Annotated in this window: 19 protein-coding genes and 1 pseudogene; 11 read left to right on the top strand and 9 right to left on the bottom strand. The window is 70.9% G+C overall.

All coding sequences use genetic code 11. The features are described from left to right. The first annotated feature begins 807 nt into the window (after positions 1 to 807). The 3 genes from ACK8N7_RS02185 (at position 808) to ACK8N7_RS02175 (ending at position 6,356) form a co-directional block, all read left to right on the top strand. The gene (locus tag ACK8N7_RS02185; RefSeq protein ID WP_500440607.1) at positions 808 to 2,877 is read left to right on the top strand and encodes a galactose-binding domain-containing protein; all 2,070 of its coding nucleotides are present in this window, start codon (positions 808 to 810) and stop codon (positions 2,875 to 2,877) included. A gap of 126 nt (positions 2,878 to 3,003) precedes the next feature. Then, complete coding sequence (locus ACK8N7_RS02180; RefSeq protein WP_403219794.1) at positions 3,004 to 5,070, top strand: alpha-galactosidase; 2,067 nt, start codon at positions 3,004 to 3,006, stop codon at positions 5,068 to 5,070. Beyond that, positions 5,067 to 6,356 (top strand): MFS transporter, encoded by a 1,290-nt coding sequence (locus ACK8N7_RS02175; protein WP_500440605.1) that lies wholly within the window; start codon positions 5,067 to 5,069, stop codon positions 6,354 to 6,356. Before ACK8N7_RS02180 ends, ACK8N7_RS02175 begins: the two co-directional genes overlap by 4 nt. Here the strand turns inward: ACK8N7_RS02175 and ACK8N7_RS02170 are convergent. Further along, complete coding sequence (locus ACK8N7_RS02170; RefSeq protein ID WP_403219798.1) at positions 6,353 to 7,003, bottom strand: TetR/AcrR family transcriptional regulator; 651 nt, start codon at positions 7,001 to 7,003, stop codon at positions 6,353 to 6,355. The genes ACK8N7_RS02175 and ACK8N7_RS02170 overlap by 4 nt on opposite strands. A gap of 62 nt (positions 7,004 to 7,065) precedes the next feature. Here ACK8N7_RS02170 and ACK8N7_RS02165 point away from each other — a divergent pair, with 62 nt between their 5' ends. From ACK8N7_RS02165 to ACK8N7_RS02150, 4 genes and pseudogenes are all read left to right on the top strand, one after another. Further along, the gene (locus ACK8N7_RS02165) at positions 7,066 to 8,406 is read left to right on the top strand and encodes a GH1 family beta-glucosidase (protein ID WP_500440603.1); all 1,341 of its coding nucleotides are present in this window, start codon (positions 7,066 to 7,068) and stop codon (positions 8,404 to 8,406) included. Between the two features lie 835 nt (positions 8,407 to 9,241). Continuing rightward, positions 9,242 to 10,303, top strand: a complete 1,062-nt coding sequence (locus tag ACK8N7_RS02160; RefSeq protein WP_500440601.1) for an IS630 family transposase — start codon at positions 9,242 to 9,244, stop codon at positions 10,301 to 10,303. 4 nt (positions 10,304 to 10,307) lie between these two features. Beyond that, positions 10,308 to 10,432 (top strand): annotated as a pseudogene (locus tag ACK8N7_RS02155) (helix-turn-helix transcriptional regulator); the annotation flags it as partial. Next, a complete protein-coding gene (locus ACK8N7_RS02150; protein WP_500440599.1) occupies positions 10,429 to 11,808 on the top strand; it encodes a tyrosine-type recombinase/integrase in 1,380 nt (459 codons plus the stop codon). The pseudogene ACK8N7_RS02155 and the gene ACK8N7_RS02150, both read left to right, overlap by 4 nt. A 169-nt stretch (positions 11,809 to 11,977) precedes the next feature. Here the strand turns inward: ACK8N7_RS02150 and exaC are convergent, their stop codons facing one another. The 5 genes from exaC to ACK8N7_RS02125 form a co-directional block, all read right to left on the bottom strand. Further along, positions 11,978 to 13,501 carry an acetaldehyde dehydrogenase ExaC gene (exaC, locus tag ACK8N7_RS02145; protein ID WP_500440598.1) on the bottom strand — a complete coding sequence of 508 codons (1,524 nt, stop codon included), beginning with the start codon at positions 13,499 to 13,501 and terminating at the stop codon, positions 11,978 to 11,980. Positions 13,502 to 13,627: 126 nt separating this feature from the next. Then, complete coding sequence (locus tag ACK8N7_RS02140) at positions 13,628 to 14,881, bottom strand: GAF domain-containing protein (RefSeq protein ID WP_500440596.1); 1,254 nt, start codon at positions 14,879 to 14,881, stop codon at positions 13,628 to 13,630. 99 nt (positions 14,882 to 14,980) lie between these two features. Beyond that, the gene (locus ACK8N7_RS02135; RefSeq protein WP_500440594.1) at positions 14,981 to 15,562 is read right to left on the bottom strand and encodes an N-acetylmuramoyl-L-alanine amidase; all 582 of its coding nucleotides are present in this window, start codon (positions 15,560 to 15,562) and stop codon (positions 14,981 to 14,983) included. A gap of 153 nt (positions 15,563 to 15,715) precedes the next feature. Beyond that, positions 15,716 to 17,035, bottom strand: a complete 1,320-nt coding sequence (locus ACK8N7_RS02130; RefSeq protein WP_500440592.1) for an SWIM zinc finger family protein — start codon at positions 17,033 to 17,035, stop codon at positions 15,716 to 15,718. Next, positions 17,032 to 19,998, bottom strand: a complete 2,967-nt coding sequence (locus ACK8N7_RS02125) for an SCO1167/SCO6262 family helicase (protein WP_500440590.1) — start codon at positions 19,996 to 19,998, stop codon at positions 17,032 to 17,034. The genes ACK8N7_RS02130 and ACK8N7_RS02125 overlap by 4 nt, the downstream gene beginning before the upstream one ends. Before the next feature lie 257 nt (positions 19,999 to 20,255). Here ACK8N7_RS02125 and ACK8N7_RS02120 point away from each other — a divergent pair, with 257 nt between their 5' ends. Further along, positions 20,256 to 21,317: a fatty acid desaturase family protein gene (locus tag ACK8N7_RS02120; protein WP_500440588.1), complete on the top strand. Its 1,062-nt coding sequence runs from the start codon at positions 20,256 to 20,258 to the stop codon at positions 21,315 to 21,317. 92 nt (positions 21,318 to 21,409) lie between these two features. Next, on the top strand, positions 21,410 to 21,592 hold the full coding sequence (locus tag ACK8N7_RS02115) for a tail-anchor membrane protein (protein WP_403217894.1): 183 nt from the start codon (positions 21,410 to 21,412) through the stop codon (positions 21,590 to 21,592). A 59-nt stretch (positions 21,593 to 21,651) separates the two neighbouring features. Here the strand turns inward: ACK8N7_RS02115 and ACK8N7_RS02110 are convergent, their stop codons facing one another. Further along, a complete protein-coding gene (locus ACK8N7_RS02110) occupies positions 21,652 to 22,563 on the bottom strand; it encodes a hypothetical protein (protein WP_500440586.1) in 912 nt (303 codons plus the stop codon). Positions 22,564 to 22,795: 232 nt separating this feature from the next. Here ACK8N7_RS02110 and ACK8N7_RS02105 point away from each other — a divergent pair, with 232 nt between their 5' ends. Further along, positions 22,796 to 23,704: an oxygenase MpaB family protein gene (locus tag ACK8N7_RS02105; protein ID WP_500440584.1), complete on the top strand. Its 909-nt coding sequence runs from the start codon at positions 22,796 to 22,798 to the stop codon at positions 23,702 to 23,704. On the opposite strand, the gene ACK8N7_RS02100 is transcribed toward ACK8N7_RS02105, so the two are convergent. Continuing rightward, complete coding sequence (locus tag ACK8N7_RS02100) at positions 23,684 to 24,214, bottom strand: PadR family transcriptional regulator (protein ID WP_500440582.1); 531 nt, start codon at positions 24,212 to 24,214, stop codon at positions 23,684 to 23,686. The genes ACK8N7_RS02105 and ACK8N7_RS02100 overlap by 21 nt on opposite strands. 144 nt (positions 24,215 to 24,358) lie before the next feature. Between ACK8N7_RS02100 and ACK8N7_RS02095 the strand changes: the two genes are divergently transcribed. Further along, the gene (locus ACK8N7_RS02095) at positions 24,359 to 25,168 is read left to right on the top strand and encodes an alpha/beta fold hydrolase (RefSeq protein WP_403217890.1); all 810 of its coding nucleotides are present in this window, start codon (positions 24,359 to 24,361) and stop codon (positions 25,166 to 25,168) included. 46 nt (positions 25,169 to 25,214) lie between these two features. Here the strand turns inward: ACK8N7_RS02095 and ACK8N7_RS02090 are convergent, their stop codons facing one another. Further along, positions 25,215 to 25,814 carry a class I SAM-dependent methyltransferase gene (locus ACK8N7_RS02090; protein WP_500440580.1) on the bottom strand — a complete coding sequence of 200 codons (600 nt, stop codon included), beginning with the start codon at positions 25,812 to 25,814 and terminating at the stop codon, positions 25,215 to 25,217. Between the last annotated feature and the right edge of the window lie 106 nt (positions 25,815 to 25,920).

Genomic DNA, 25,920 nt, shown 5'->3' with positions numbered 1-25,920 from the left:
TCCGTGCCTGGCGCCGTCCTGCGCCACCGCGAAGCGCTCCTCGGAGCGGGTCAGCTCGTGCCGCTCGTAAGCCTCGTGGCGGCCGTCCAGCTCGCCTGCCTCGCTATCGTCGGCCTGCCGTTCCAGCGTCAGGCCGGCGAGCCGGTCGAGGAACAGCATCATGGGAACCTTCGCCTCCCCGAGTTCGCCCATCCGCAGCTGGACCTCTGCCCGGGCGGCCTCGTTCAACAGGGGCAGCCGGACGATGGTTACGTACCCCTGTGCGGCGAGCTGCCGACAGGTCGCGGGCACGTCGTCCAGCGGCAGGGGTGCCTGGAGCGGCGGATACTTGGCGGCCACCTCGTGGGCGTTGTCCTCACCGGCGACCGCGTGGGCGTTCCCCTCACCGTGTCAGCTCCTGCGCCCGAGCGCCTTGGCTTGGCCGTGCGCCCAGCTCGGGACAACCGCGCCGATGGCGATGGCAGCAGAGTGGACGGTGGTGCTGGCCGAGTATCCGCCTGGCAGCCGGCCGAATAGGCCGGCGTTGTCGTGGTCGACGAGCTAACGGGTCGTTCCCTGACTTCCAAGGATGAGGAGAGCCACAGCCGGGAATCTGCAACACGTCGCGTGCGAAATGTTCTCGGTACTGCCCAGGTTGCTCCGCGTCGTGCCGCGGCGGACCTGTGGCCGTGCCCCGCTTCGTCCCGTTGTGGCCGCACCTCGATGCCGGGATCTTCGGTGTTCTCCCGCCAGGGTCTTGGCGTCGCGTCCTCGCGTCCCTACCTTGAGAGCGGAATATGAGCCCGGCTCACATTTAAGGATCACGCGATGGTCATCGTTCAACCCTTGCGGCGCAGACTCGGTTCCGTCACGGCCGTGTCGCTGCTGCTCGCCGTGCTGGCCCTGGTGCTCGGGCCGGTGCCCAGCTCCGCGGCGCAGTCCAACTGGTGGGAGCCGTCGGCGCGGCCCGCCCCCGACTCGCAGATCGGTGTCACGGGCGAGCCCTTCAAGGGCACCGACGCCCAGGGCCGCGTCCGGGGCTTCGTCGACGCCCACGACCACGTCATGTCCAACGAGGGCTTCGGCGGCCGGCTGATCTGCGGCAAGCCGTACTCGGAGCAGGGCGTGGCCGACGCGCTCAAGGACTGCCCCGAGCACTACCCCGACGGCTCCCTCGCCGTCTTCGACATGATCACCAAGGGCGGTGACGGCAGGCACGACCCCGTCGGATGGCCCACGTTCAAGGACTGGCCCGCCCACGACTCGCTGACCCACCAGCAGAACTACTACGCCTGGATCGAGCGGGCCTGGCGCGGCGGCCAGCGCGTGTTGGTCAACGACCTGGTCACCAACGGCGTGATCTGCTCGGTGTACTTCTTCAAGGACCGTGGCTGCGACGAGATGGATGCCATCCGCCTCGAGGCGAAGAAGACGTACGAGATGCAGGACCACATCGACAAGATGTACGGCGGCCCGGGCAAGGGCTTCTTCCGCATCGTCACCAGCAGCGCGCAGGCCCGGCAGGTCGTCGAGCAGGGCAAGTTGGCCGTCGTCCTGGGCGTGGAGACCTCCGAGCCGTTCGGCTGCAAGCAGATCCTGGACGTCGCGCAGTGCAGCAAGGAGGACATCGACAAGGGCCTGGACGAGCTGAAGGAACTGGGCGTCAGCAGCATGTTCCTGTGCCACAAGTTCGACAACGCCCTGTGCGGCGTGCGCTACGACTCCGGTGCGCTCGGCACGGCCATCAACGTGGGCCAGTTCCTGTCGACGGGCACGTTCTGGAAGACGGAGACCTGCCGCGGACCGCAGCACGACAACCCCATCGGCAACGCGGCCGCGCCACAGGCGGAGAAGCAGCTCCCACAGGGCGTAGACGTCCCCTCGTACGACTCGGACGCGCAGTGCAACACCCGCGGGCTGACCGATCTGGGCGCGTACGCGGTGCGCGGCATGATGAAGCGCGGCATGATGCTGGAGCTCGACCACATGAGCGTCAAGGCCGCAGGCCAGGCCTTCGACATCCTGGAGTCCGAGTCGTACCCGGGCGTCATCTCCTCGCACAGCTGGATGGACCTGGGCTGGACCGAACGCCTGTACAAGCTCGGCGGGTTCGCCGCGCAGTACATGGGCGCCTCCGAGGGGTTCATCAAGGAGGCCGAGCGCACACGGGCGCTGCGTGAGAAGTACAAGGTGGGCTACGGCTACGGCACCGACATGAACGGCGTCGGCGGCTGGCCGGCCCCGCGCGGCGCGGACGCCCCGAACCCGGTGAAGTACCCCTTCCGCAGTACGGACGGCGGCTCGGTCGTCGACAGGCTGACCACCGGATCGCGCACGTGGGACTTCAACACCGCCGGTGGCGCGCACTACGGCATGGTCCCGGACTGGATAGAGGACATCGGGAGGGTCGGCGGCCAGAAGATAGTCGACGAGCTGTTCACGGGCGCCGAGTCCTATCTGCGTACCTGGGCCGGTTCCGAGATGTACAAGCCCGGGGAGAACCTCGCCGAGGGGGCATCTGCCACGGCGTCCTCCTCGCAGTGGTGGAACCCCTTCGAGAACTTCAAGCCCGACAGGGCGGTGGACGGCGACACGGGCACCCGCTGGGCCAGCGAGTGGAAGGACGACCAGTGGCTGCGGATCGATCTCGGATCGGCGAAGCCGGTCGGGCGCGTCACCGTCGACTGGGAGGGGGCGTATGCGAAGTCGTACCGCGTCGAACTGTCGGACGACGGCTCCAGCTGGAAGACGGTGTGGTCCACCAACGCCGGTGACGGCGGTCTGGACACGGCCCGCTTCGCCACGGCCGAGGCGCGCTACGTACGCGTGAAAGGGCTGACGCGCGGTACCCAGTGGGGCTACTCGCTGCGCGAGGTCGGCGTCCACGCCGCCGGCTGAGGCGGTACAGCACAGGCCGGCCGGATCAGCGCTCCTGCCTGATCCGGCCGGTTCCGGCGACTTCTGCCTGATCCGCCCGGTGCCGACTCGCCTTCGAGGACCAGCCGGTCTCACTCACCTTCAAGGATGCGCGTGATCACTCACCACTCCACAGCCCGCCTCTGGCTGCTGTGCACGCCCGGCACCTCCTATGCCTTCCGTCTTGACGCCGACGACGTCCCCCGGCACGTGCACTGGGGCCGGCCGCTGAGCCTGGAGCAGGCCGTCGCCGTCGCGGCCGACCTGCCGGCCGAGGACCCCGGCGGCGACGACCCGGGGGGAGAGGAGTACGCGGTCGAGGGCGGCCTGCGCTTCGGGGCGCCGTCGCTGACCGTCCGGTTCGCCGACGGGGTCCGCGGCTTCGCGTGGCGGTTCGTCTCGTACTCGGTCGAGGGCGGCCGGCTCACGCTGTCCTTCACCGACCGCGTCCGCTGCCTCTCCCTCGACCTGAACTACCGGATCCGGGACGGCCACGACCAGATCGAGCGTTGGGCCGTTCTCACCGCGGGCGAGCAGGTGGACGTCCTGCGACTTGACTCCGCCGCCTGGACGCTGCCCGCCCGCGAGGACTACCGGGTCAGTCACGTGGTGGGGGAGTGGGGCCGGGAGTTCCAGCTCCGGCGCGACCATGTGCCCGTCGGGGAGAGCGTGTTCACCAGCCGCCTGGGGATCACGGGCCAGCACGCGGGGCCCTGGCTGATGCTCGACGCGCGAGATGCCGCCGAGGAACACGGCGAGGTGTGGAGCGCGGCTCTCGCCTGGAGCGGCAGTCGCCGTATCACTGTGCGCCGCGATCCGTACGGCCGTGCCTCCTGGACCGGCGGGTTCGGCCACGAGGGTCTGGTCTGGAAGCTGGCTGCCGGCGAGCACCTGGAGACCCCTGTCTTCACCGGTCTCTACGCCCCCGACGGCTTCGGCGGCACCAGCCGCCGCTGGCACGCCTATGTCGAAGAGGAGGTGCTGCCCGCCCGCCCGGCCGAACGCCCGCTGATCTTCAACTCGTGGGAGGCGACCGAGTTCGACATCAGTGAGAAGCAGCAGAGACAACTGGCCGGCCTGGCGGCGGGCCTCGGCGTCGAGGTGTTCGTCGTGGACGACGCCTGGTTCGGCGCTCGTACCAGCGATGCGGCCGGGCTCGGCGACTGGTGGCCCAACCCCGACCGGTTCCCCAAGGGCCTCGGCCCGCTCGCCGACCACGTACGCGCCCTGGGCATGGGCTTCGGCCTGTGGGTCGAGCCCGAGGCGGTCAACCCCGACAGCGACCTCTTCCGCAGCCACCCCGACTGGATCCTGAGCCAGGACGGCCGCACCCGCACGCAGCGCCGCAACCAGCACGTGCTGAACTTCGCCCGGCGCGACGTCCGTGAGTGGGCGGTCGAATGGCTGGTCAGGACCGTCACCGAGCTGGACGTGGCCTTCCTGAAATGGGACATGAACCGGCCCTTCAGCGAGGCGGGACAGCCCGGCGCCACCGACCCCGATCGTGTGTGGATCGAGCACACGCGTGGGGTCTACGAGGTGATGGACCGGCTGCGCGCCGCCCGCCCCGGCCTGTATCTGGAGTCCTGCGCGGGCGGTGGCGGCCGGGCCGACCTCGGTGTCCTTTCCCGCGCCGACCAGATCTGGGCGTCGGACAACACGGACGCTGCCGACCGGGTCGCGATCCAGCACGGCCATGGACAGCTGCTGCCCGCCCGGACCATGGGCGCCTGGGTCACCGACAGCCCGAACAGCCACACCGCCCGCGCGACCTCGATCCGCTACCGCTTCCACGTCTCGATGGCCGGGGCCCTCGGCATCGGCGGCGACCTGCGGAACTGGAGCGAGGAGGACCTGGCGTGGGCCCGAATGCTTGTGGGGCAGTACAAGCGGATCCGGCCCGTGGTGCACGGCGGCGTCCAGTACCGCCTCGATCACGACGCCGTGCAGTACGTCACCCGGGACGAGGTCGCCGTCCTCCAGTTCCAGCCGTCCGCGCTGACCCGCACCACTGCCCGGACCCGGCTGAAGGGCCTCGACCCCGACGCCCGCTACCAGGACGAGGACACCGGCGCCGTCCACGAGGGCGCCGTCCTGCTGAGCCACGGTCTTCCGCCGCTGCTGCCCTTCGACTGGACGAGCGAGCTCGTCCACCTCAGGAGACTGCCCCGATGAGCCCGGCCCCCGAGCAGCGCGAGCCCGCCGAGTCGCCGGAGCGCTCCGATGCCCTCGCCGAGCCGGTCCGCCGGGTCGGCCCTGGCTGGGTCGCCCTGTATGTCCTGGCCAACGTCGGGGTGTTCATCCCGATGCATGTGCCGACCACGTTCCTGATGCCCGAGCAGATCGCACAGATCGACCCGGCGGGCAAAGTCGGCAGCTATGCCTGGGTCAGCATGATGGGCGCGATCTCGGGCATCGTCATCGCACCCCTGGCCGGCGCGCTCAGCGACCGCACCACCGGCCGGTTCGGCCGCCGCCGCCCGTGGCTCCTCGCGGGCTCGCTGGTCTGCGTGGTGACGCTGGTCTTCACCGGCCTCCAGACGACGGTCGCCGGGCTCGCGCTCGGCTCCCTCGTCCTGTCCGCCTCATTCATGATCATCGGCGCCGGGCTCTCCCCGGTGGTGCCCGACCAGGTCCCGGTCACGCAGCGCGGCGCGGTCCTTGGCTGGGCGATGGTCCCGCAGGCCGGTGCCCTGATCGCGGGCGGCCTGCTGATCGGCCTGGTCACGGGCTTTCCCGCCCAGTACGTGCTGATGGCCGGACTGCCGCTGCTCATCCTGCTGTTCGCGTTCACGATGAAGGACCTGCCGCTGCCCCACGCGCACCGCGAGCCGTTCTCGCCGCGCGCCTTCCTGGACGGTTACCGGATCAGCCCGCGCGCCCACCCCGACTTCGTCTGGGCGATGAGCTCCCGCTTCATCATGGGTCTCGGCTACGGCATGGGCACCCTCTACCTGCCGTACTTCCTGGACGACGTCCTGCACTACGAGCGCCTGTTCCCCGGTCGGTCCACCGAGGACGGCCTGCTCATCGTGATCGGCATCAACAGCCTGGCCACGATCTCCACGGTCGTCCTCAGCGGCTGGCTCTCCGACCGGCTCGGCAGGCGACGCATGCTGGTCTTCCTCGGCGGCCTGACGATGGCCGTCGCCGCGGTTCCGCTCGCCCTGTCGCCCACGTGGACCATGACGCTGGTCGCGGCCGTCATCCTTGGCCTCGGCTACGGCGTGTACCTGGCCGTCGACACCGCCCTGGTCACCGAGGTGCTCCCGACGTCGGCGGACCGCGGCAAGGACATGGCCCTCGCCAACCTGATGACGTCCCTGCCGTACGTGCTCGTCCCCCCGATCGCCTCGCTCGTGCTCGAAGGCCCGGGCGGCTACAGCTCGCTGTTCCTGTGCTCGGCGGCCATGTCGGCACTCGGCGCGGTACTGGTCTGGAAAGTCAAGTCCATCCGCTAACACCTCTGCTGACGGAGAATCAGAATCCGGAGTCGGTCGTTCAAGTAGCTGTTGAGGACGTGCTTGCACTCGGCAATCAGCTGGGGGTCGCCCTGCGGGTGGGTGCGGAAGGCCAGTTGCAGCACGCCGTCCGCGCACTCCAGGGCCACCCGCAGGGCGAGCTCCAGTTCGGCGTCGTCCTCGACGCCGGTCAGGGAGGCGGTCAGTGCGCGCAGCTGTCCGGCGACCGCGGAGTTGTTGTCCCGGCCCGGCTCCAGGGTGTGGTCCTGGCCCGCCGCGCCGAAGTCGACCACGCCGAACCCGGTGATCGTGCGCCGCATGGCCACGAACTCGTCGACGGTCACCTCCACCATGCCCGCGACCCCGTCGGGCACCTCGCGCTCAAGGCGCTCGGTGACCCGCCCCAGGAAGGACTCCAGGTTGCGGGCGGCGAGCGCGCCGACCAGCCCCTCCCGGTCGGAGAAGAACTGGTAGAGCGTGCCGATCGGCACTTCGGCCCGGCGCGCCACCTCCTTGGTGGTCAGCGCGGAGTAGCCGACCTCGTCGAGGAGTTCGGCGCAGGCGTCAAGGAGCCGCTCGAAGCGTTCAAGGCTGCGCTTCTGGACCGGCAGCCGACGCGGCGTCCCTGTAGTGCGGTCTTGATTCACGCTTCCATCATCCCATCGAACCAACTAACATGAGCACTACTCATGTTTGAGGGGGGTTCTACGTGACACTGAACCATCTGCCCGCGGACTTCGTCTGGGGCGCGTCGACGGCGTCGTACCAGGTCGAGGGCGCCACCCAGGAAGACGGCCGTGGGCCATCGGTCTGGGACACCTTTACCGCCCGCCCGGGCACGATCCGCGACGGGCACACCGGCGAGGTGGCCTGCGATCACTACCACCGGTACGAGCAGGACCTCGACCTGATGGCCGAGGCGGGCCTCACCGGCTACCGCTTCTCCATCGCCTGGCCGCGCATCCAGCCCACCGGCAGGGGCGAGGCCAACATCAAGGGCCTGGACTTCTACGACCGCCTGGTCGACGGCCTGCTGTCCCGCGGCATCGAACCCGTCCCCACCCTCTTCCACTGGGACCTCCCGCAAGCCCTCGAGGACGAGGGAGGCTGGCTGAACCGCGACACGGCGCACCGCTTCGCCGAGTACGCCGCGATCGCGGCCGACCGGCTCGGCGACCGCGTCCGTACCTGGATCACGCTCAACGAACCGTTCATCCATATGGTCTGGGGCTACGGCCTGGGCACCCACGCGCCGGGCCGCACCCTGTTCCTGGACTGCCTGCCTGTCGCCCACCACCAGCTGCTCGGCCACGGCCTGGCGCTACGGGAGCTGCGCAGCCGCGGCCTGCAGGTGATGATCTCCAACAACTGCACCCCGGTCTGGCCCGCCTCCAGCACCCCTGCCGACCACGCCGCCGCGCAGGCCTACGACAACCTGCACAACCGCCTCTTCAACGACCCGATCCTCAAAGGCACGTACCCCGACCTGACGGCCTTCGGCGCGGACACCACCCTCGACGGCTGTATCCAGGACGGCGACCTGGACCTCATCGCGGCTCCCCTGGACGCCCTGGGCATCAACTACTACAACCCCACCCGCATCCAGGCTCCGGCGACTCCTGACGGCCTCCCCTTCGAGGAGGCCCCCATCGAGGGCTACCGCCGCACAGCCTTCGACTGGCCGGTGGTCCCCGACGGCCTACGAGAACTCCTCGTCACCCTCAAGGACCGCTACCCGACCGCCCTCCCACCCCTCTACATCACAGAGAACGGCTGCTCAGCCGAAGACGTCCTCACCCCGGACGGAAAGGTACTCGACCCGGACCGCATCGACTACCTGGAAACCCACCTCCAGGCCGTCGACGCGGCGGTCGCCCAGGGTGTGGACATACGCGGCTACTTCACCTGGACCCTCCTTGACAACTTCGAATGGGCCGAGGGCTACCACCAGCGCTTCGGCCTGGTCCACGTGGACCACAAGACGCAGGTCCGCACCCCGAAGGCATCCTTCGCCTGGTATCGCGACCTCATCCGCGCGCAACGGGGTTGAGTGAGGGGCTCCCACAAACGCGGGGGTGTTCCGACGTACTGGGCGCCGCAGCGGGACCGCCCGGACCGCACAGGGACTCCGGCTCGCCGACTTCAGCAGACGTTGAGGCAGGAGGCTGCGCGCAACTACGGCCCCGAGGGTGACGGGCACATCCCCGGGCTCGACAGCACGTCGCTCACCTCGGCCGAGCTGCCGCGCCTGCGACTTCCACGACCCGGTCGCACACCGCCGCGGCCACCTGCTGATGGACTGGGTCCGCAGGCCGAGCAGGACGCTCTCCTTGGGGAACTTGCGGACGTCCTGTCAGGCTCTTCGGCCGGGCCGCGCTCCTGGCCCTTTCCCCCGAGGCGGTGGTGAGCGCAGCGGCCACGGCGTGGGCATGGATACCCGCAGACCAGGCGGAAGTGTCGGTCCGAGGACGACATCGCCATCGGCGCCGGCCTGCCGGTCCACACCTGGCGCCGCCGCCACAGTGCCGCCCTCCGCGCCCGCGTATCCGTGGTCAACCCGGGCGAGCGCTGCGCCTGTACGACAAGGAACAGGTCCGCGCCTACCTCAACGGGAAGTCATGGCCACCCGCGGCGAACAACGAGGACCAGGAACCCGCCGCCGAGGACGACGGGAAGCCGTGGCCGACGGCCGTGCCGCCGGGAGAGGAGCACCCTGAGGTTGATCCCGGGGAGTGGACACCGGGTTTCATGCGACGAGCGACAGCGTACGTGTCGTGTTGAGTTGTTGTTCGAACTCGGCCGGTGTGCGGTAGCCGAGTGCGGAGTGGCGACGGCGCCGGTTGTATTGATCCGAAACGGTTTGAGTTCTGGGTCGTTGGAGGGGCGTGAGCGATCTGGTAGGGGACGCGCGGCATCTGTCGCCGTCGGCGCAGGAGGCCCTGCGGTTGCGTGCGGTGGCTGCGTTGGTGGCAGGCCGTGACCGTGAGGACGTGGCTGAGGTGTTCGGGGTCTCGCTGAAGGCCGTCGACAAGTGGTGGGCGAAGTGGCAGGCCGGTGGCCGGGACGCGTTGGTGAGGCAACCTCGGGGCAAGCCGGCCGGGGTGCATCAGGTGCTCGGGGAGGCCGAGCAGGCCGCGGTGCGGCAGGCCGTTCTGGACCACCGACCCAGCGAGGTGGGTCTTTGTGGGCAGCTGTGGACGCGCCGGCTGATCGGTGAGCTGATCGCGAAGCTGTACCGGGTGAAGCTGACCGAGCCCGGTGTGGGCAAGTACCTCAAGCGCTGGGGGCTGTCCTTCCAGCGCCCGGACAAGCGGGCTGTCGAGCAGGACCCGCAGGCCGTTGCGCGCTGGCATGCCGAGACCTGGCCCCAGATCCGTGCGAAGGCGAAGGCCGAGGGTGGCGAGGTCCTCTTCGCCGATCAGGTCGGCATCCGTTCCGACCAGGTCACAGGCCGGACCTGGGGCGAGAAGGGGAAGACGCCGATCGTGCGCAGGAGCGGCAACCGGTTTTCGGTGAACGCGATGTCGGCGATCAGTACCAAGGGGCGGATGCACTTCATGGTCTTTACCGAGAGCTTCACCGCCGAGGTGATGTGCCGCTTCCTGGACCGGCTCGCCGGCCACTTCGACCACAAGATCCACCTCGTGGTCGACGGGCACTCCGCCCACCGCTCGAAGAAGGTCCGGGCCTGGCTGACCGCCCACCCCGGCGCCATCGAGCTGCACTTCCTGCCCCCGTACTCGCCCGAGCTGAACCCCGACGAGCTGGTCAACGCAGACCTGAAACACAGCCTGCCCAGGCAGCACCGAGCTCGCGGCCAGGCCGAACTCGCCGCCGAGACCCGCCGGTTCTTCCGCAGGCGACAACGACAGCCGCACATCGTCCGTGGCTACTTCGGTGGCCCTCATGTTCGCTACGTCCTGGACGAGAACCCCATGAGTTTCTGATCAATACCGCTTGCGTGCTCGCGGTCTGGCCCCCCCCGGATGCTCAAACTTCCGAATGGTGAACTGCGCTGCCGTCGCGCCGATCTCGATGCGTGGTGGGCGGCGTGCGAAAGGGATACGTCTGAATGACGATGAGTTACAAAGTGCGGTTCTGGGAGCTCCGCGAGCGTGCGGATCGCCGCAAGGGCTTCGAGGTTCGCTGGACAGTCAACGGAAGGGAGAAATCCGAGTCTTTCCTCACCAAGGGACTCGCGGATAGTCGACGATCCAAGCTCATGACCGCCGCGCGTGACGGCGAGCCGTTTGATGTCCGGACTGGCCCTCCGGCCTCCGAACTCGGGACCCTGAAGCAGCGCACCACTTGGTATGTCCTGGCGAGGGAGTACATCGAGCAGCGGTGGGATCGCACGCCGGGAACCACGCGTCGCACACTCGCTGACGCCCTTGCGACCATCACCCCGGCCTTCGTTGAGCCCGAGCTGATGTCCCGCGCCCCTCGCGAACTGCGGCGGGCACTGTACTCGTGGGCGTTCAACAAGCACGCCTGGAAGGCGGACCCTCCCGAGGAGTGGCAGGCCGCGCTCGACTGGCTGCAGCGTCACTCGCTGCCGGTCAGCGAGTCGGAGGAGCCCGAAGTGCTGCGCCGGGGTCTCGATGCTCTGTGCCGCAAGGTCGATGGGAGTGCTGCTGCTGCGAAGACGGTCAAGCGTAAGAAGGCTGCGGTCAACGAGGTGTTCGGTACTGCGGTGGAACGCGGGTACTTCAACGCGAATCCACTCACCGGCCTTCGGTGGTCTGCTCCGACGGTCGCCAACGAGGTCGATCCAGACTGTGTGCCCAACCCGGCTCAGGTGGCCCGTCTGCTGTCCGCGGTCAAGGCTCTGCCCGGTCGCGGCCCGCACCTCTATGCATTCTTCGGCTGCATGTACTACGCCGCCATGCGCCCCGCTGAGGTCATGCACCTGCAGCAGTCCCAGTGCCGCCTGCCGGCCAGCGGGTGGGGTCTTCTCAACCTCAAGGGCGGTGTCGTGGCGGCCGGCAAGGCGTGGACGAACGACGGCGCCGTCCACGAGATCCACTTACTGAAACGACGGGCCGCCAAAGCCACGCGTCCGGTGCCCATCCCGCCCGTGCTTGTCCGCATGCTGCGCGAGCACATAGAACGCTTCGGTGTCGCGCCTGACGGACGTCTGTTTCGCAACGCGGCGGGAATCTACATCGAGGCTGCGGCGTACGGCATCACATGGGGACGGGCACGTGAGGCCACACTCACCCTCGACGAGCACGCTCTTGCGCTGGCGAAGCGCCCCTACGACCTGCGCCACGCGGGAATCTCGTTCTGGCTCGCCTCCGGCGTCGACCCTGCGGAGTGTGCGCGCAGAGCAGGGCAGAGCATCCAGGTCCTCTTCCGCTATTACGCCAAGTTCCTGGCCGAGGCGCGCAACCACGCCAACACGTTGATAGAGGAGTCGATGCGGCAGTGGGAGCCGGAGAGCGGTGCGTAGGGCGCCCGGGTCGGACCTTGGCCCGGAAATGCCCCGGAACAGCTGGTCAGAGGTGGGACAGCGGTGGGAGATATCGGGAGTAGCCTCGTAATTCGACCCACGGGTCCAATGTGCGCAACGAAGGGCGCCTGCCAGGGAAATCCCCTGGTCAGGCGCCCTTTTAATGTGCCTAGAAGAAGCCCAGCTTCTTCGCCGAGTACGACACCAGAAGGTTCTTCGTCTGCTGGTAGTGCTCCAGCATCATCTTGTGGTTCTCCCGGCCGATGCCCGACTCCTTGTAGCCTCCGAACGCAGCGTGCGCCGGATAGGCGTGGTAGCAGTTCGTCCAGACCCGGCCCGCTTTGATCGCGCGGCCCGCCCGGTAGGCCGTGTTGGTGTCGCGGGTCCACACGCCGGCCCCGAGCCCGTACAGGGTGTCGTTGGCCGTTGTGATGGCGTCGTCGAAGTCGGTGAAGGAGGCCACCGCCACGACCGGGCCGAAGATCTCCTCCTGGAAGACCCGCATCCGGTTGTCGCCCTCGAAGACCGTCGGCTGGACGTAGTAGCCGCCCGCCAGTTCGCCGCCGTGCTCGATGCGCCGACCGCCCGTGAGGATCTTCGCGCCCTCCTGCTGGCCGATCTCCAGGTAGGAGAGGATCTTCCGGAGCTGGGCGTCGGACGCCTGCGCGCCGATCATCGTTTCGGTGTCCAGGGGGTTGCCCGGCACGATCTTCTCGGTGCGGGCGATCCCGGCCTCCAGGAACGCGCCGTAGTGCCCCCGCTGGATGAGGGCGCGCGACGGACAGGTGCACACCTCACCCTGGTTGAGGGCGAACATCGTGAACCCTTCGAGGGCCTTGTCGAGGAAGTCGTCGTCGCTGCGGGAGACGTCGTCGAAGAAGATGTTCGGCGACTTGCCGCCCAGCTCCAGCGTGACCGGCTTGAGGTTCTCGGAGGCGTACCGCATGATCAGCCGCCCCGTCGTGGTCTCACCGGTGAACGCGATCTTCGCGACGCGCGGGCTGGAGGCCAGCGGCTTGCCGGCCTCCTCGCCGAAGCCGTTGACGATGTTGATGACCCCCGGCGGCAGCAGATCGGCCACCAGACTCATCCAGAAGTGGATCGACGCCGGAGTCTGTTCGGCCGGCTTCAGCACTACCGCGTTGCCCGCGGCCAGCGCGGGGGCCAGCTTCCAGGTGGCCATGAGGATCGGGAAGTTCCACGGGATGATCTGGCCGACCACGCCCAGCGGCTCGTGGAAGTGGTACGCGACGGTGTCCTCGTCCAGCTCGCTGAGCGAGCCCTCCTGGGCCCGGAGGACCCCCGCGAAGTAGCGGAAGTGGTCGATGGCCAGCGGGATGTCGGCGGCCAGCGTCTCGCGTACCGGCTTTCCGTTCTCCCAGCTCTCGGCGACCGCCAGCTCCTCCAGATGCGCCTCCATGCGGTCAGCGACCCGGTTCAGGACGGCCGCCCGGTCGCCCGCGGAGGTCGCTCCCCAGGCGGGTGCGGCCGAGTGCGCCGCGTCCAGGGCCAGTTCGACGTCCTCGGCGGTGCCGCGGGCGATCTCGGTGAAGGGGCGGCCGTTGACGGGGCTCGGGTTCTCGAAGTACTGGCCCCGGACCGGCGGGACGTACGCGCCGCCGATCCAGTGGTCGTAGCGGGACGCGTACGTGACGATCGCGCCTTCGGTGCCCGGCGCAGCGTAACGGGTCATCTCTGTGGCCTCCCGGATCCGGTGCCGCCCGCCCTTGGACGGCCCTCGGCGCGAGGCTAGGAGGAGAGACGTTGCAACACCGTTGCGGTACGGGGCGCCGCCCACGCGGCCCGCGGCGGCCCGGCCTCAGCCGCCCTGCTCCGCGTCCAGCCCCCGCACCCTCGCCAGCAGCGCGGGCCGCTGCCCCGGCGGCACCGCACCCGCCAGCGCCCGCCACACCGCCAGGTCGTCCTCGCCCCACGGGCTGTATGCCCAGTCGGCCAGGAGCCCCGGATCGCCCCGGGCGATCAGCGCGGCCCGCAACTGGTCCGCGATGCGGTGGCGCAGCCGTACGACGGCAGGGGCGCGCGAACCCGGCAGCAGCGGGCCCGCGTACGCATCCAGCGCCGCCGCCACCGCCCCGGAACCCAGCCGGCGCGCCACGGTGTCGAAGTCGGCGTCCACCGGCGCGGCGAGCCGGTACGGGCGCGAGTGCAGCAGGTCCGGGCCCAGCAGCCGCCTGAGTCGGGAGAGTTCGGCCCGCAACGTCACCGGGGGCGCCGACTCGTCCTCGTACAGATCGATCAGCAGCTCCTCCCCGCTCAGCCCCTCCGGGCGGCGGGCCAGGGCGACGAGGATCTCGCTGTGCCGCCTGCTGAGCCGGATGCTGCGGTCCCCGGCCACCAGCAGCGCCTCGTCCCGGCCCAGCGCACTCAGCCGGACCGATCCCCGGTCCGCCGCCGGTGCCAGCAGCGCCAGCTGCGACTCGGCAGCCCGCGCCACCGCCTGCACGAAGGCCAGACTGTGCGGGTGCGCCAGCCGGTCGCCGCCCGTGATGTCCACCGCCCCCAGCACCCGGCCGGTGTGCGGGTCGTGCAGCGGGGCCGCCGCGCACGTCCACTGCTGCACCGGGCGCAGGAAGTGCTCGGCGGCGAAGACCTGCACCGGGCGGTCGATCGCGATGGCCGTGCCCGGCGCGTTGGTCCCGGCCACGCTCTCCGCCCAGCGGGCGCCCTCCACGAAGTTCATCGCGCCCGCCCGGCGGCGGGCCGCCGCATGGCCCTCGACCCACAACAGCCTGCCGTGGGCGTCGCAGACCGCCAGCAGATGCTCCCCGTCCGTCGCGTGCGCGCCCATGAGTTCACGGATCACGGGCATCGCCCGCGCCAGCGGGTGCGCCTCGCGGTAGGGCCCCAGCTCGTCCGCACCGAACTCCACCACGGGCGCGCCGTCCGGGCTGACGCGGGCCCGTGCCGAGCGGAGCCAGGACTCGCCGACCACCGTACGGACCCGCCGCTCCAGCCGGCCCGCCGACGTGAACACCTCGTGCGCGCGGCGCAGCGCACCCACCTGCTCACCGGGGTCCGTATCAGCGGCCAGAGCCACCCAGGGGTCCGTCAACTCACCCTCCGTCCGGGGCCGTCCGGCCGTCCCGCCTCCCCATCGTCGTCGCCACCGGTCTCCGCGACAACCTGGCTGCGGTGGGTAATCGGCGAGGGCTCAGGAGAGGCTGACGAGCCGGAGGTAGCGCTCCCAGTCCCAGAGGACACCGGGGTCGGTGTGGTCGCTGCCCGGCACCTCGTGGTGGCCGATGATGTGCGCCCGGTCCTTGGGTATGCCGTGCCGTTCGCAGATGTCCGCGGTGAGCCGTGCCGAGCGCAGATACATGACGGGGGTGAAGTACTCCGGCCGGTCCACCCACCCCTCGTGCTCGATGCCGATGCTGCGGGTGTTGACGTCCCAGTTGCCCGCATGCCAGGCGATGTTCTGTTCCCTCACGCACTGCGCGACATGACCGTCACCGGAACGCACCACGTAGTGGGCCGAGACCTGCTTGGACGGATCGCGGAAGATGCCGATCGTCGGTGTGAACATCTGCTGGGCGACGTGGATGACGACACGGTCGATCCGGCGCTCGGAAGGGTGCGAGGGGACGGTGTAGTTCGCCGCGTGGGCCGGTGCCCAGAGAGCCGTCGGGTAGTCCGCGGCGGCGGCCCGGGCCGCCACGGCCCGTGCCGACGCCGGAACCAGGGCCGCCGCCGCGGTGACGGCGGCTCCCTGCAGGAGACTTCTGCGGTGCATCGCACTCCTGTGGAGGCCGGGGTCGCTTCATGGCTGACGCGTGAGGGAAAGAGGAGGCCGAAGCCGTCTCAGGCTGATGACGTCACGCAGAAGGCGCCGGTTCCGGGTTGTGTACGTGAGAAGGTTCCCGCTCCCCACGCCCGCCGACCAGCCTCAGCCCCCGGCCGAAGCCCCCGCCAGCGCACTCGCCGGGTCGTCGTCCGCCGGGCCCGCGGGCACCCAGCGGCCGCCCTCCTTGAGGTACGGCCACCACCGGCCGTCGCGGTCGTACCGGAGCTGGAGGTCGGCGCCCGCCACCGTCCAGCGGGCCCGCACCGCCCGCAACTGCGGCCGCTCGCCCTCCTCCCAGGCCGTGGCGAGCCGGGCACGGGCCCGTGCGAGGGAGTCCGGGTCCGGGTCCCACTCCTCGTCCAGCACCGCCAGTGCGGCGGCCCCTCCGTAGCGCCAGGCGCGCACCGCCGACTCCAGCTCGGCGCGCGGCCGGCCGGACCCCCTGGCCAGCCGCGTCGCGATCCACGGCTCCGGCCGGGCGTCGGCGGCCAGCCGTACCGCGTCCTGCTCCGGCGTCAGCTCCGCCGCGACCGGTTGCCGTTCGTGCCCCGGAGCCAGCGCCTCCAGCAGCATCCGGTGGGCCCGTACGGCGCTGTCGGTGGCCAGGACCTCCAGCGCCGCCGGGTCGAGACCGGGCGCGGGGCCCGCCTCCGTGTCCAGTGACGGCGGCACCCCCGGCTCGTCGGGGACCGGCGGCGGGCCGGGCAGCGGCGGCAGTATGGAGCCCGCCGCGTACGCCTCACCGGCCGGAACCCCGTATGCCTCCCGGTCCACGCCCTCCGGCGCGTCGCCCTCCCCACCCCGCACCGCACGGGCGGTACTGCGGACCTGGAGCTCGTCAAGCAGCCGCCGCTCGCCGCGCCCCCGCATGAGCAGCAGGACGAACGGGTCCGCGTCCAGCAGCCGCGCCACCTGGTAGCACAGGGCACCCGAATGCGGGCAGTGGTCCCAGGTCCCGCAGCTGCACTCCGGCTCCAGATCACCGATACCGGGCAGCAGATCCACCCCGGCACCCGCCGCGTCCTCCACCAGGTGCGGCTCCATCTCACGGTCCAGCAGCGCCGCGATGTGCCCGGCCCGGTCCACCGCCATGTCCAGGAAGCGGTCCCACGCCTCGTCGCTCAACTCCTGGAGCAGCACATCGCTCCGGTAGCCCGTCCCGTCCCGGTCCCGTACGACGGACGTGATCCGGCCGGGGCGCACGGAGACCGCCCCGACGCAGCCCTCCCTGGCCAGCCGCCGCCCCTTCTTGAGCTGCTCACCGTCCAGAGCCGTGTCCTCCAGCGCCTTCAGCCACTCCCGGCCCCACCAGGACGTCGCGAAACCCTTGCCCCGTGCGGGCGGCAGCGGCGCGAACGTGACCTCGGCACGGTCCGCTCCACTGCCACCGTCGGCAGCGTCCATCTCGTAGTCGTCGCTCATCGTGCGCCCCCTCGCAGCTCGACCAGATCGGCCAGTTCCGCATCCGTCAGTTCGGTCAGCGCCGACTCCCCGGAGCCGAGCACCGCGTCCGCGAGCCCCTGCTTGCGGGCGAGCATCTCGGCGATGCGGTCCTCGATCGTGCCCTCCGCGATCAGCCGGTGCACCTGGACGGGCTGGGTCTGCCCGATCCGGTAGGCCCGGTCCGTCGCCTGTGCCTCCACCGCCGGATTCCACCAGCGGTCGAAGTGCACGACATGACCGGCCCGGGTGAGGTTGAGCCCGGTCCCCGCCGCCTTCAGGGAGAGCAGGAACACCGGAGCCTCGCCCGCCTGGAAGCGGTTCACCATCTCCTCGCGGCGCGCCACCGGCGTACCGCCGTGCAGGAACTGCGTACGCACCCCGCGCGCGGCCAGATGCTCCTCCAGCAGCCGGGCCATCTGTACGTACTGCGTGAACACCAGTACGGAGCCCTGCTCGGCCAGGATCGTGTCCAGGAGCTCGTCCAGCAGCTCGACCTTCCCCGAGCGGTCCGCGATCCGGGGCCGCTCCTCCTTCAGGTACTGCGCCGGATGGTTGCAGATCTGCTTCAGCGCCGTCAGCAGCTTCACCACGAGCCCCCGCCGCTCGAACCCGTCCGCGCCGGAGATCTCGGCCAGCGTCTCGCGGACCACCGCCTCGTACAGGCCGGTCTGTTCGGCCGTCAGCGACACCGCCCGGTCGGTCTCCGTCTTCGGCGGCAGCTCCGGGGCGATCCCCGGATCCGACTTGCGGCGGCGCAGCAGGAACGGGCGCACCAGGGTCGCGAGCCGCTCGGCGGCCCCCGGGTCGTTGCCGCCCTCGACGGCGGCCGCGTACCGGGTACGGAATGTGCCCAGCCGGCCCAGCAGCCCCGGTGTCGTCCAGTCGAGGATCGCCCACAGCTCGGACAGGTTGTTCTCCACCGGGGTGCCGGTGAGGGCCACACGGGCCCGGGCGCCGATGGTGCGCAGCTGCTTGGCCGTCGCCGAGTGCGGGTTCTTGACGTGCTGGGCCTCGTCGGTGACGACCATGCCCCAGGACGCGGCGGCCAGCCGGGGCGCGTCGAGACGCATCGTGCCGTACGTCGTCAGGACGAACTCGCCGTCCACCAGCCCTTCCAGGGAACGCGACGCGCCGTGGAAGCGGCGTACGGGGGTGCCCGGGGCGAACCGCTCGATCTCCCGCTGCCAGTTGCCCATCAGCGAGGTCGGGCACACCACCAGCGTCGGACCGGCCGCGTCCCGGTCGCTCTGGCGGTGCAGATGCAGGGCGATGAGGGTGATCGTCTTGCCCAGGCCCATGTCGTCGGCGAGGCAGGCGCCGAGGCCGAGCGAGGTCATGGTGTTCAGCCAGTTCAGGCCGCGCAACTGATAGTCGCGCAGTGTCGCGGTCAGCGCCTCGGGCTGACCGACCGACTGCTGGGAGGCGGACTCCGGATCGGCCAGGCGCTTGCGCAACTGCTCCAGCCGGCCGGTCGCCGCGACCTCCACCCGGCGCCCGTCCACCTCGGTGGAGCCGGTCAGCGCCGCGCCCAGCGCGTCCATGGGCGTGATCTTGCGGTCCTGGGTCTCCCGGGCCCGCCGCGCCTCCTCCGGGTCGATGAGGACCCACTGGTCGCGCAGCCGAACGATCGGCCTGCTCGACTCCGCGAGCCGGTCCAGCTCCTCGCGGCTCAGCTGCTGGTCGCCCAGGGCGAACCGCCAGTCGAACGCGAGGAGGGCGTCGGCGGACAGGAACGACGGGGTGTCCGCGACGGTCCGCCCCCGCTGTCCGTCCCCCTCTTCGCCGCCGGCGTCCTGTCCGTCGGCCGGGCCGATCACCGCGCGTGCGGTCAGCTTCCTCGCCAGTTCCTTGGGCCAGTGCACCTGCACACCCGTGGCGGCCAGAGCGCGCGAGGCGGGCCCCAGCAGCTCGGCGATCTCCTCGTCGGCCGGCTCCACCGCGTCCGGCACCGCGGCCGACAGCAGCGGCGCCAGCGGCGGCCAGGCGCGGGCGGCGCGGCGCAGGGCGAGGAGGGCGTCCATCCGGGCCCGCGGCCCGAACGCCTTGGCGCTCCGCGTGCCGCCCGCCCAGACCTCGGCCGCGTCGGCCACCAGAGAGGGGTCGCTGACGCTGTGGATCTGCAGCACGGCGCGGAACGAAGGCTCCGCACCGTCATGAAGAGGGGCTACGGTACTCGGCGCGGCTGCTCCAGCGACCTGGGTCATCGGCGAGGCCGCTCCGGTGACTTCGGTGCTCGGCGAGGCCGCTCCGGTGACCTCGATACGCAACGAGAGCCGTACGCCCGCGTCGTGACCGGCCGCCACATCGGCCGCCCAGGCCCGCCCCTCGGGCAGGTGCTGCGGCTCCCGCGCGGCGAACGCGGGGCCCGCCGCGGCGAACCCGGCGGCGGGCGTCCGGGGCAGCCCGTCCGCCACCGCGTCCAGGAACGCCCGCAGCAGCCGCTCCGGTTCGGGCAGCAGCAGCCCGTCCGTCGTCGCACCGGTATCCAGCGGGGTCGCGTGAGCGGCGGGCGGCATCGACGCCGCGAGCTCTCGGATCCGCTCCAGGTCCCCGGCGCCCAGCGGCCCGACCCGCCAGGCGTCCTGGTCGGTGGGGCTCAGTCCCGGCAGCAGAAGACCGCGGGCGACGAACTGCAGGCCCAGCAGCGCGGCGGCGCCCCAGAAGGCGGTCGCGGGGGAGGCCCGGCTGTCGGCCCGCGCCCGTGTCAGCACCGGCAGGGCCTCCGGTACGGGAAGGTGCAGGGCGGGCACGGCACGGCGCCGGAGGTCGGCCCCGACCACGATGAGCTCCGACGAGATCCCGGGCGCGTCGGGAGGGGTGCTACCGTCCGGGTTCCAGAAGGCGATCAGGCCGGTACGGGACGGATCCGCGGGGATGAAGACCGCGGAGCAGCGGGACAGCTCGGAAATCTCGGAAGGCGTTGCCGCGGGGTGCCGGTGCACAGCGATGTCAGATTCCTCAAATTTGACTAGTGGGTCGGGGTCGCCGAGGGTACTCCACCCCACTTCGCGGCGTGCCGTTCCATCCTGTGATCTGCCTCACTTGTTCTTCTCTCCGATGGAGTAGGTGCAGCCAGCACCACCCTGGGGCACGGGGGTCTGCCCCAGGGAGAACGGGGTGGTGGCGCCATGGCTGTCGCGAGCCTCCGGTCCGTACGTTTTATGAGGTCAGCGCATATGTTCCAGAGACCGGAGACGTCATGCCCCAGGCGACAGCCACCGTTGCGGATCCCGCCGGTGACAGCAGTTCGGACCGGACCGGGCCCTCCGGTGCCGGCAGCGATTTCGCCCCTCTGCTGCGTGCCGTGAAGGGGCAGGGCCTTCTCGAACGGAGCACCGGCCGCTATGCGATCAGCATCGCGGCCAACCTGGTGGCCCTGGGCGGGGTGATCACGGCGTTCGTCCTGCTGGGCGACACATGGTGGAGCCTGTTCCTCGCCCTTCCGCTGGCGGTCCTGTGGACCCGGACGGCGTTCGTCGCCCATGACGCGGGCCACTCCCAGATATCCGGTGGCCGTAAGACCAACAGGCTGATCGGCCTGGTGCACGGCAACCTGCTCCTCGGTATGAACGAGGCGTGGTGGAACGACAAGCACGTACGCCACCACGCCAACCCCAACCACGTCGACAAGGACCCGGACGTCGGCGTCGGCGCCCTGGTCTGGACCCAGAAGCAGGCGGCGCAGCGCGAAGGATTCGCCCGCTGGCTGACCCGCAACCAGGCCCGGCTGTTCTTCCCGATGCTGCTGCTCGAAGGCATCGCGCTGAAGATCTACGGGTTCCAGTACCTGCGCCGTCAGCCGGCGGGGGAGCGGACCGTGTCGGCCGTGCTGATGACCGCGCATCTTGCGCTGTACACGACCCTGCTGCTGACCACCCTCTCCCCGGGCAAGGCCGTCGTCTTCGCCCTGCTGCTGCACGCGCTGTTCGGTCTCCACCTGGGCATGGCCTTCGCCCCCAACCACAAGGGCATGGAGATGCCCGACCCGGACGGGGACCGCTGGGGCCACCTCCAGCGCCAGGTCCTGACCTCACGCAATGTGCGCGGCGCGATCCTCACCGACTGGTTCCTCGGCGGCCTGAACTACCAGATCGAGCACCACCTGTTCCCGAGCATGCCCCGTCCCCACCTGCGGCTGGCCCAGCCCCTGGTCAAGGCGCACTGCAGGAGCATCGGCATGCCGTACGCGGAAACCGGACTCGTCGAGTCCTACCGGCAGGCGCTGGCTCACATGCACGAGGTCGGTGAGCCGCTGCGATGACGGGCGTCACGGGGGACAGTGGGGGGAACGTAAGCACGCACGGACGCGTTGACAGAACAGAAGCGGCGCCGGCCGCGAAGGAGGCGTGGACCATGTCGAACGGTGCGAAGGTCGCTGTCGCGGGGGTGGTGGCTGCGGCCGTCCTGTGGCCCCTGATCGGATTCTGGTGGGCGCTTCTGGTGGTGATCGGCGTTCCCGCCGTGGGCTATCTGCTGCTGGACCCGTCCCAGCGACGCCGGCTCCGCAGGATCAACCGCAAGGAGATCGGCCGCTGAGCCGAGGGGCCGCTCGTAGCGGGGCCCCAACACCGGATCGCGCGCCACGCCGGACGCGGTCACGCCGGATGCGGAGCCAGCGCGTCCAGGGCCCCCAGCAGGCCCGGCAGAGCGGGCCCGCGGCCGACGGGCAGGACCGCGCCCGGTTCCTCGTCCAGCAGGATCAGCGCTATGTCGTCGGTCCTGGCGACCATCGACCATCCCGGGCCGTCGACGCGCAGGGTGCGTGTGTCGGCGGAGGCGAAGACGGAGCGGATCCGGCCGGGTGGCGGCGGAGTCCTCGTATAGGCGAGGGCCTCGGACAGGGCCCGCCGTACGCCGGGGTGCCGACCGGCGGCAGGAGCACCGGACTCCGCGCCCCCGCCGCCGACCGTGCTCTCGCTGCCCGGCCCGTCGCCGCTTTCGTTTCCCGGCCCGCCGCCGCTATCGCTCACCGGCCCGGCGCCCTCGGCCGCCTCCCCGTGCCGCTCACCGTCCGGCCGGACGAACGCCGCGTCGTCGATCTGCTCCCGCCACAACGCCCACCGCTCCGCGACCTCGTCGGCCCCGAGCCGCCGTTGCGCGGGACCCCAGGACTCCGGGTCCGGAGGAGCCAGCGGCGCAGGGCCCAGCCCGTCCGTCTCCGGGTCGTGCGGGGCGGGCACACCGGGCGCGGCGACAGCCAGGGCCAGTGGCCAGCCGGGCAGCGCGCACACCACGGAGCGCTCGTCGGGTGAGAGGTCGTGCTCCATACCGCAGTCCCACGCGGCGATGGCCACGGCCACCAGCGAGACGTCCTCCACGACCACGGTCCAGCGCGCCCCTTCGTCGTCCTGCCCGAGGACGAGACCGTAACCCTCCTCGTACGGTTCGAGGGCGAGCGCGGCGCACGCGGCCACATAGTCGTCGCCCAGCACACTCGGGAACCGGGCAGGGGTCAGCAGCATCGCAGTCAGCACAAGCAGCGCGTCGTCGGCGTCCGCACCGGCCACAGCGTTCCCCTCATTCCCGATCCCTGATCGCGGGGCCACCCGTCGCCCGGGCTCCCCTCACGTCGTCCGTCGGCGCACCTTAACCAGTGGGTAACCCCGCCGTCGAGGCCCTGACAGGAGGCGGGAGCCGGATACCGCCGACGCCCCGGCCGGGTGACTGTGGCCGGGAAGGACCGGGACGTACGGGACGATCCGCGTAAGGTTGAACCTTCGGACGAGCGAGGGGAAGAGCATGGTTCAGCGCTACGACCGGCTGAAGGACATTCAGCGACTCGACCCGGAACGGGACTTCCTGGAGATCTACCGCCTCACCGTCACCTACGAGTTCCCCTGGGACATCACCCGCGCCCTCGAACTGGCCCTCTACCGCACCTATGCCGTGCCCAGCATCGGCCGACTCCTCGATGAGACAGCAGAGTTGACGGGGCGTTCGCAGAAACGGTACGACGACACCGCCCTGCTCCTCGACACCGTGGTGGAGCACGGATTCGACACCGAGGAGGGCCGCACCGCCGTCCGCCGGATCAACCAGATGCACCGCAGCTACGACATCAGCGACGACGACATGCGCTACGTCCTGTGCACCTTCGTCGTCACCCCGAAGCGCTGGCTGGACGACTTCGGCTGGCGTCGGCTCTCCGACCACGAGCTGCGGGCCTTCGCCGCCTACTACCGCACCCTGGGTGCCCGGATGGGGATCAAAGACCTCCCGCAGACCTACGAGGACTTCGAGCGCACCCTCGACACCTACGAGCGCGAGCACTTCGGCTGGGACGAAGGGGCCCGCCGGGTCTCCGACGCCACCCTGGCGCTCATGGCCTCCTGGTACCCGGCACCGCTCACCCCGGTGGTCCGGGGCGCCAGCCTCGCTCTCCTGGACGACTCACTGCTGAGGGCATTCCGCTACGAGCGCCCGGGACCCGTGGCCCGCGGGCTGACCCGGGCCGCCCTACGCCTGCGCGCCCGTGCCGTGCGGCTCCTGCCGCCCCGTCGCAAGCCGCACTACGCACGCCAGAACCCCGAGATCAAGGGCTACCCGGACGGCTACGAGATCGCCGCGCTCGGTACGTTCCCCACCCCGGGCGTCGGTGGCTGCCCGGTTCCCGGCCACCGGCGGCCGTCAGACGTGCCCGTCGAGTGACTCCAGGGTGGTCCGCAGCCATCCGAGTTCCGCTTCGCCGGTCGCCCGCGCGATGGTGAGGACGCCTCTGCGGAAGGGGTCCTCCATCTCCTCGGCGCGCAGCGGCCGGTCACCCTCGTAGAAGAAGCTCGCGGGTTCCTCCAGGAACACCAGTCGCCGCCGCAGCACATCCGCCTGCGCCGAGGGCTCCGGAAGATGCCGGAGGAAGGCCAGCAGGACGAACCACCGGTTCTCGTCGGTGATGTCCGCACGCTCCGGGGACACCAGCCGGTCGAGCAGCTGCGCCCGGCCCGTCCCGGTGAGGGTCAGTACCTGACGCGGTGCCGCTATGGCGCCCGGTTGCGTCTCCCGGGCCAGCAGCCCCGCCCTCTCCAGCCGTTTGATCGCCGGGTAGAGCGTGCTCTCCGGTACGGGGCGCACGTGCCCGATCAGCGCCATGAGGCGTTTGCGCAGCTCGTAGCCGTGCAGTGGGGTGTCGTAGAGGAATCCGAGGATGGCCAGCTCCAGCATTCCCGCATCCTATCGCCGATGCATCGCCGATGTAGTACATCGTTGACGTAGTACATCGGTGTCGAGGTATTTTCACGGCCGGACGGTGGAGCCGGGCCGGTGCCACACGGTGTGCCCGGAGCCGGGCGACGAAAGGAGAGCACGGTGTACGAGGTCGAGTTCGACGGGCGTGGCGGTCTGGTCAGGTGGACCGAGGCGGCCGGGAGCGGGGGAGGGGACGGCGGCGTCGCGGGGGCGGCCACGGTCTATGTGCACGGGCTGGGCGCGATGGCGGCCGTCTATCACGCCCATGTGGCGGCCCACCCGGCTCTGTCCGGTCGCCGGTCGCTCTTCGTCGACCTTCCCGGACACGGCATCAGCGACCGTCCCGCCGACTTCGGCTACACGCTGGAGGACCACGCCGACGCGCTCGCCGCGGTCCTGGACGCGGCGGGTGTCCGTGGTGCCCGGATCGTCGGGCACAGCATGGGCGGCTCGGTGTCCGTCGTACTCGCCCACCGGCGCCCCGATCTCGTCTCGGGCCTGGTCCTCACGGAGGCGAACCTCGATCCGGCCCCGTCGCCGACCGCCGGCAGCAGCTCCATCGCCGCGTACACGGAGGCGGAGTTCGTCCAGGGCGGCGGCTTCGCCGAGGTCCTGCGGCGGTCCGGCCCCACCTGGGCGGCGACCATGCGCCTGGCGGACCCGCTGGCCCTGCACCGCTCGGCCACCGGACTGGTGCGGGGGACCGACCCGGCCGTCCGGCGGATGCTGCTGGAGTCGCCGGTGGAGCGGAGCTACCTCCAGGGGGCGCTGAGCGGCGAACTCCCCGGCGCCGCCGAGCTGGTCGCCTCGGGCGTGCAGGTGATCGAGGCGCCCGGGGCCGGGCACAACGTCATGTTCGACTGCCCCGATGTGCTGGCGGCAGCCGTCGCGGGCAGCGTCGTGTGGGGCTGCGGGGGGTCGCCCCCGTAGCGCCGCGAGAGCGGGTGTACGGGGCCGGGGCCGGGTTGGTGGTCCGTCAGGGTCGGCGTACGGCGAGGGCGAGGAAGCGGTCGTCCTCGTCGGTGTAGGAGTCCAGCCGCCACCCCGAACCGGCCAGCAGGGCCCGCAGGACGGGCTCGGCCCGCAGATCGTCGTCGGTGAGGCTACGCCCGTGCCGCGCGGCCAGGGCGGCCCGGCCGATCGGGTGGAACAGGGCCAGCACCCCACCCGGCCGCACCACTCGGGCGAGCTCGGCCGTATCGGCCTCCGGCCGGGCCAGATGCGAGATCAGCCCCGCCCCGAACACCGCGTCCAGCGCCCCGTCGCGCAGCGGCAGCCGTGCGACGTCGGCGCGGAGCAGCGTGCCGCTCTCCCCACGCCCAGCCCGTGCCGCTTCCTCCAGCATCGCGGGGGTGAGGTCGGCGCCCAGCACGGTCCCTCGCGGACCGACGACCGCGCGCAGGGCCGGGAGCGCGCGACCGGTACCGCAGCCCGCGTCGAGCACGGCGTCCCCGGGCCGCAGCCCGAGCAGACCGGCCGCGGCTGCATAGGCCGGGCCGTCGTCGGGGAAGCGGCTGTCCCAGCCGGCCGCGCGCGGGGTGAAGAAGTCCAGGACATGGGTGTGGTGATCGGCCATGCGGACATGATCGCGCAGCCGACGCCCGAACGGAACGCCACGGAGCACGGGTCCGGGCCCAGGAGCCCCGGCGGGGCCGCCGGGCGCCCGACTCGTGGTGTCGTCC

It is taken from the genome of Streptomyces griseobrunneus, from assembly GCF_046713465.1.
GTDB lineage: Bacteria > Actinomycetota > Actinomycetes > Streptomycetales > Streptomycetaceae > Streptomyces > Streptomyces microflavus.
The sequence above is the reverse complement of the archived record's forward strand: the minus strand, read 5'-3'. Positions and strand labels throughout refer to the sequence as shown.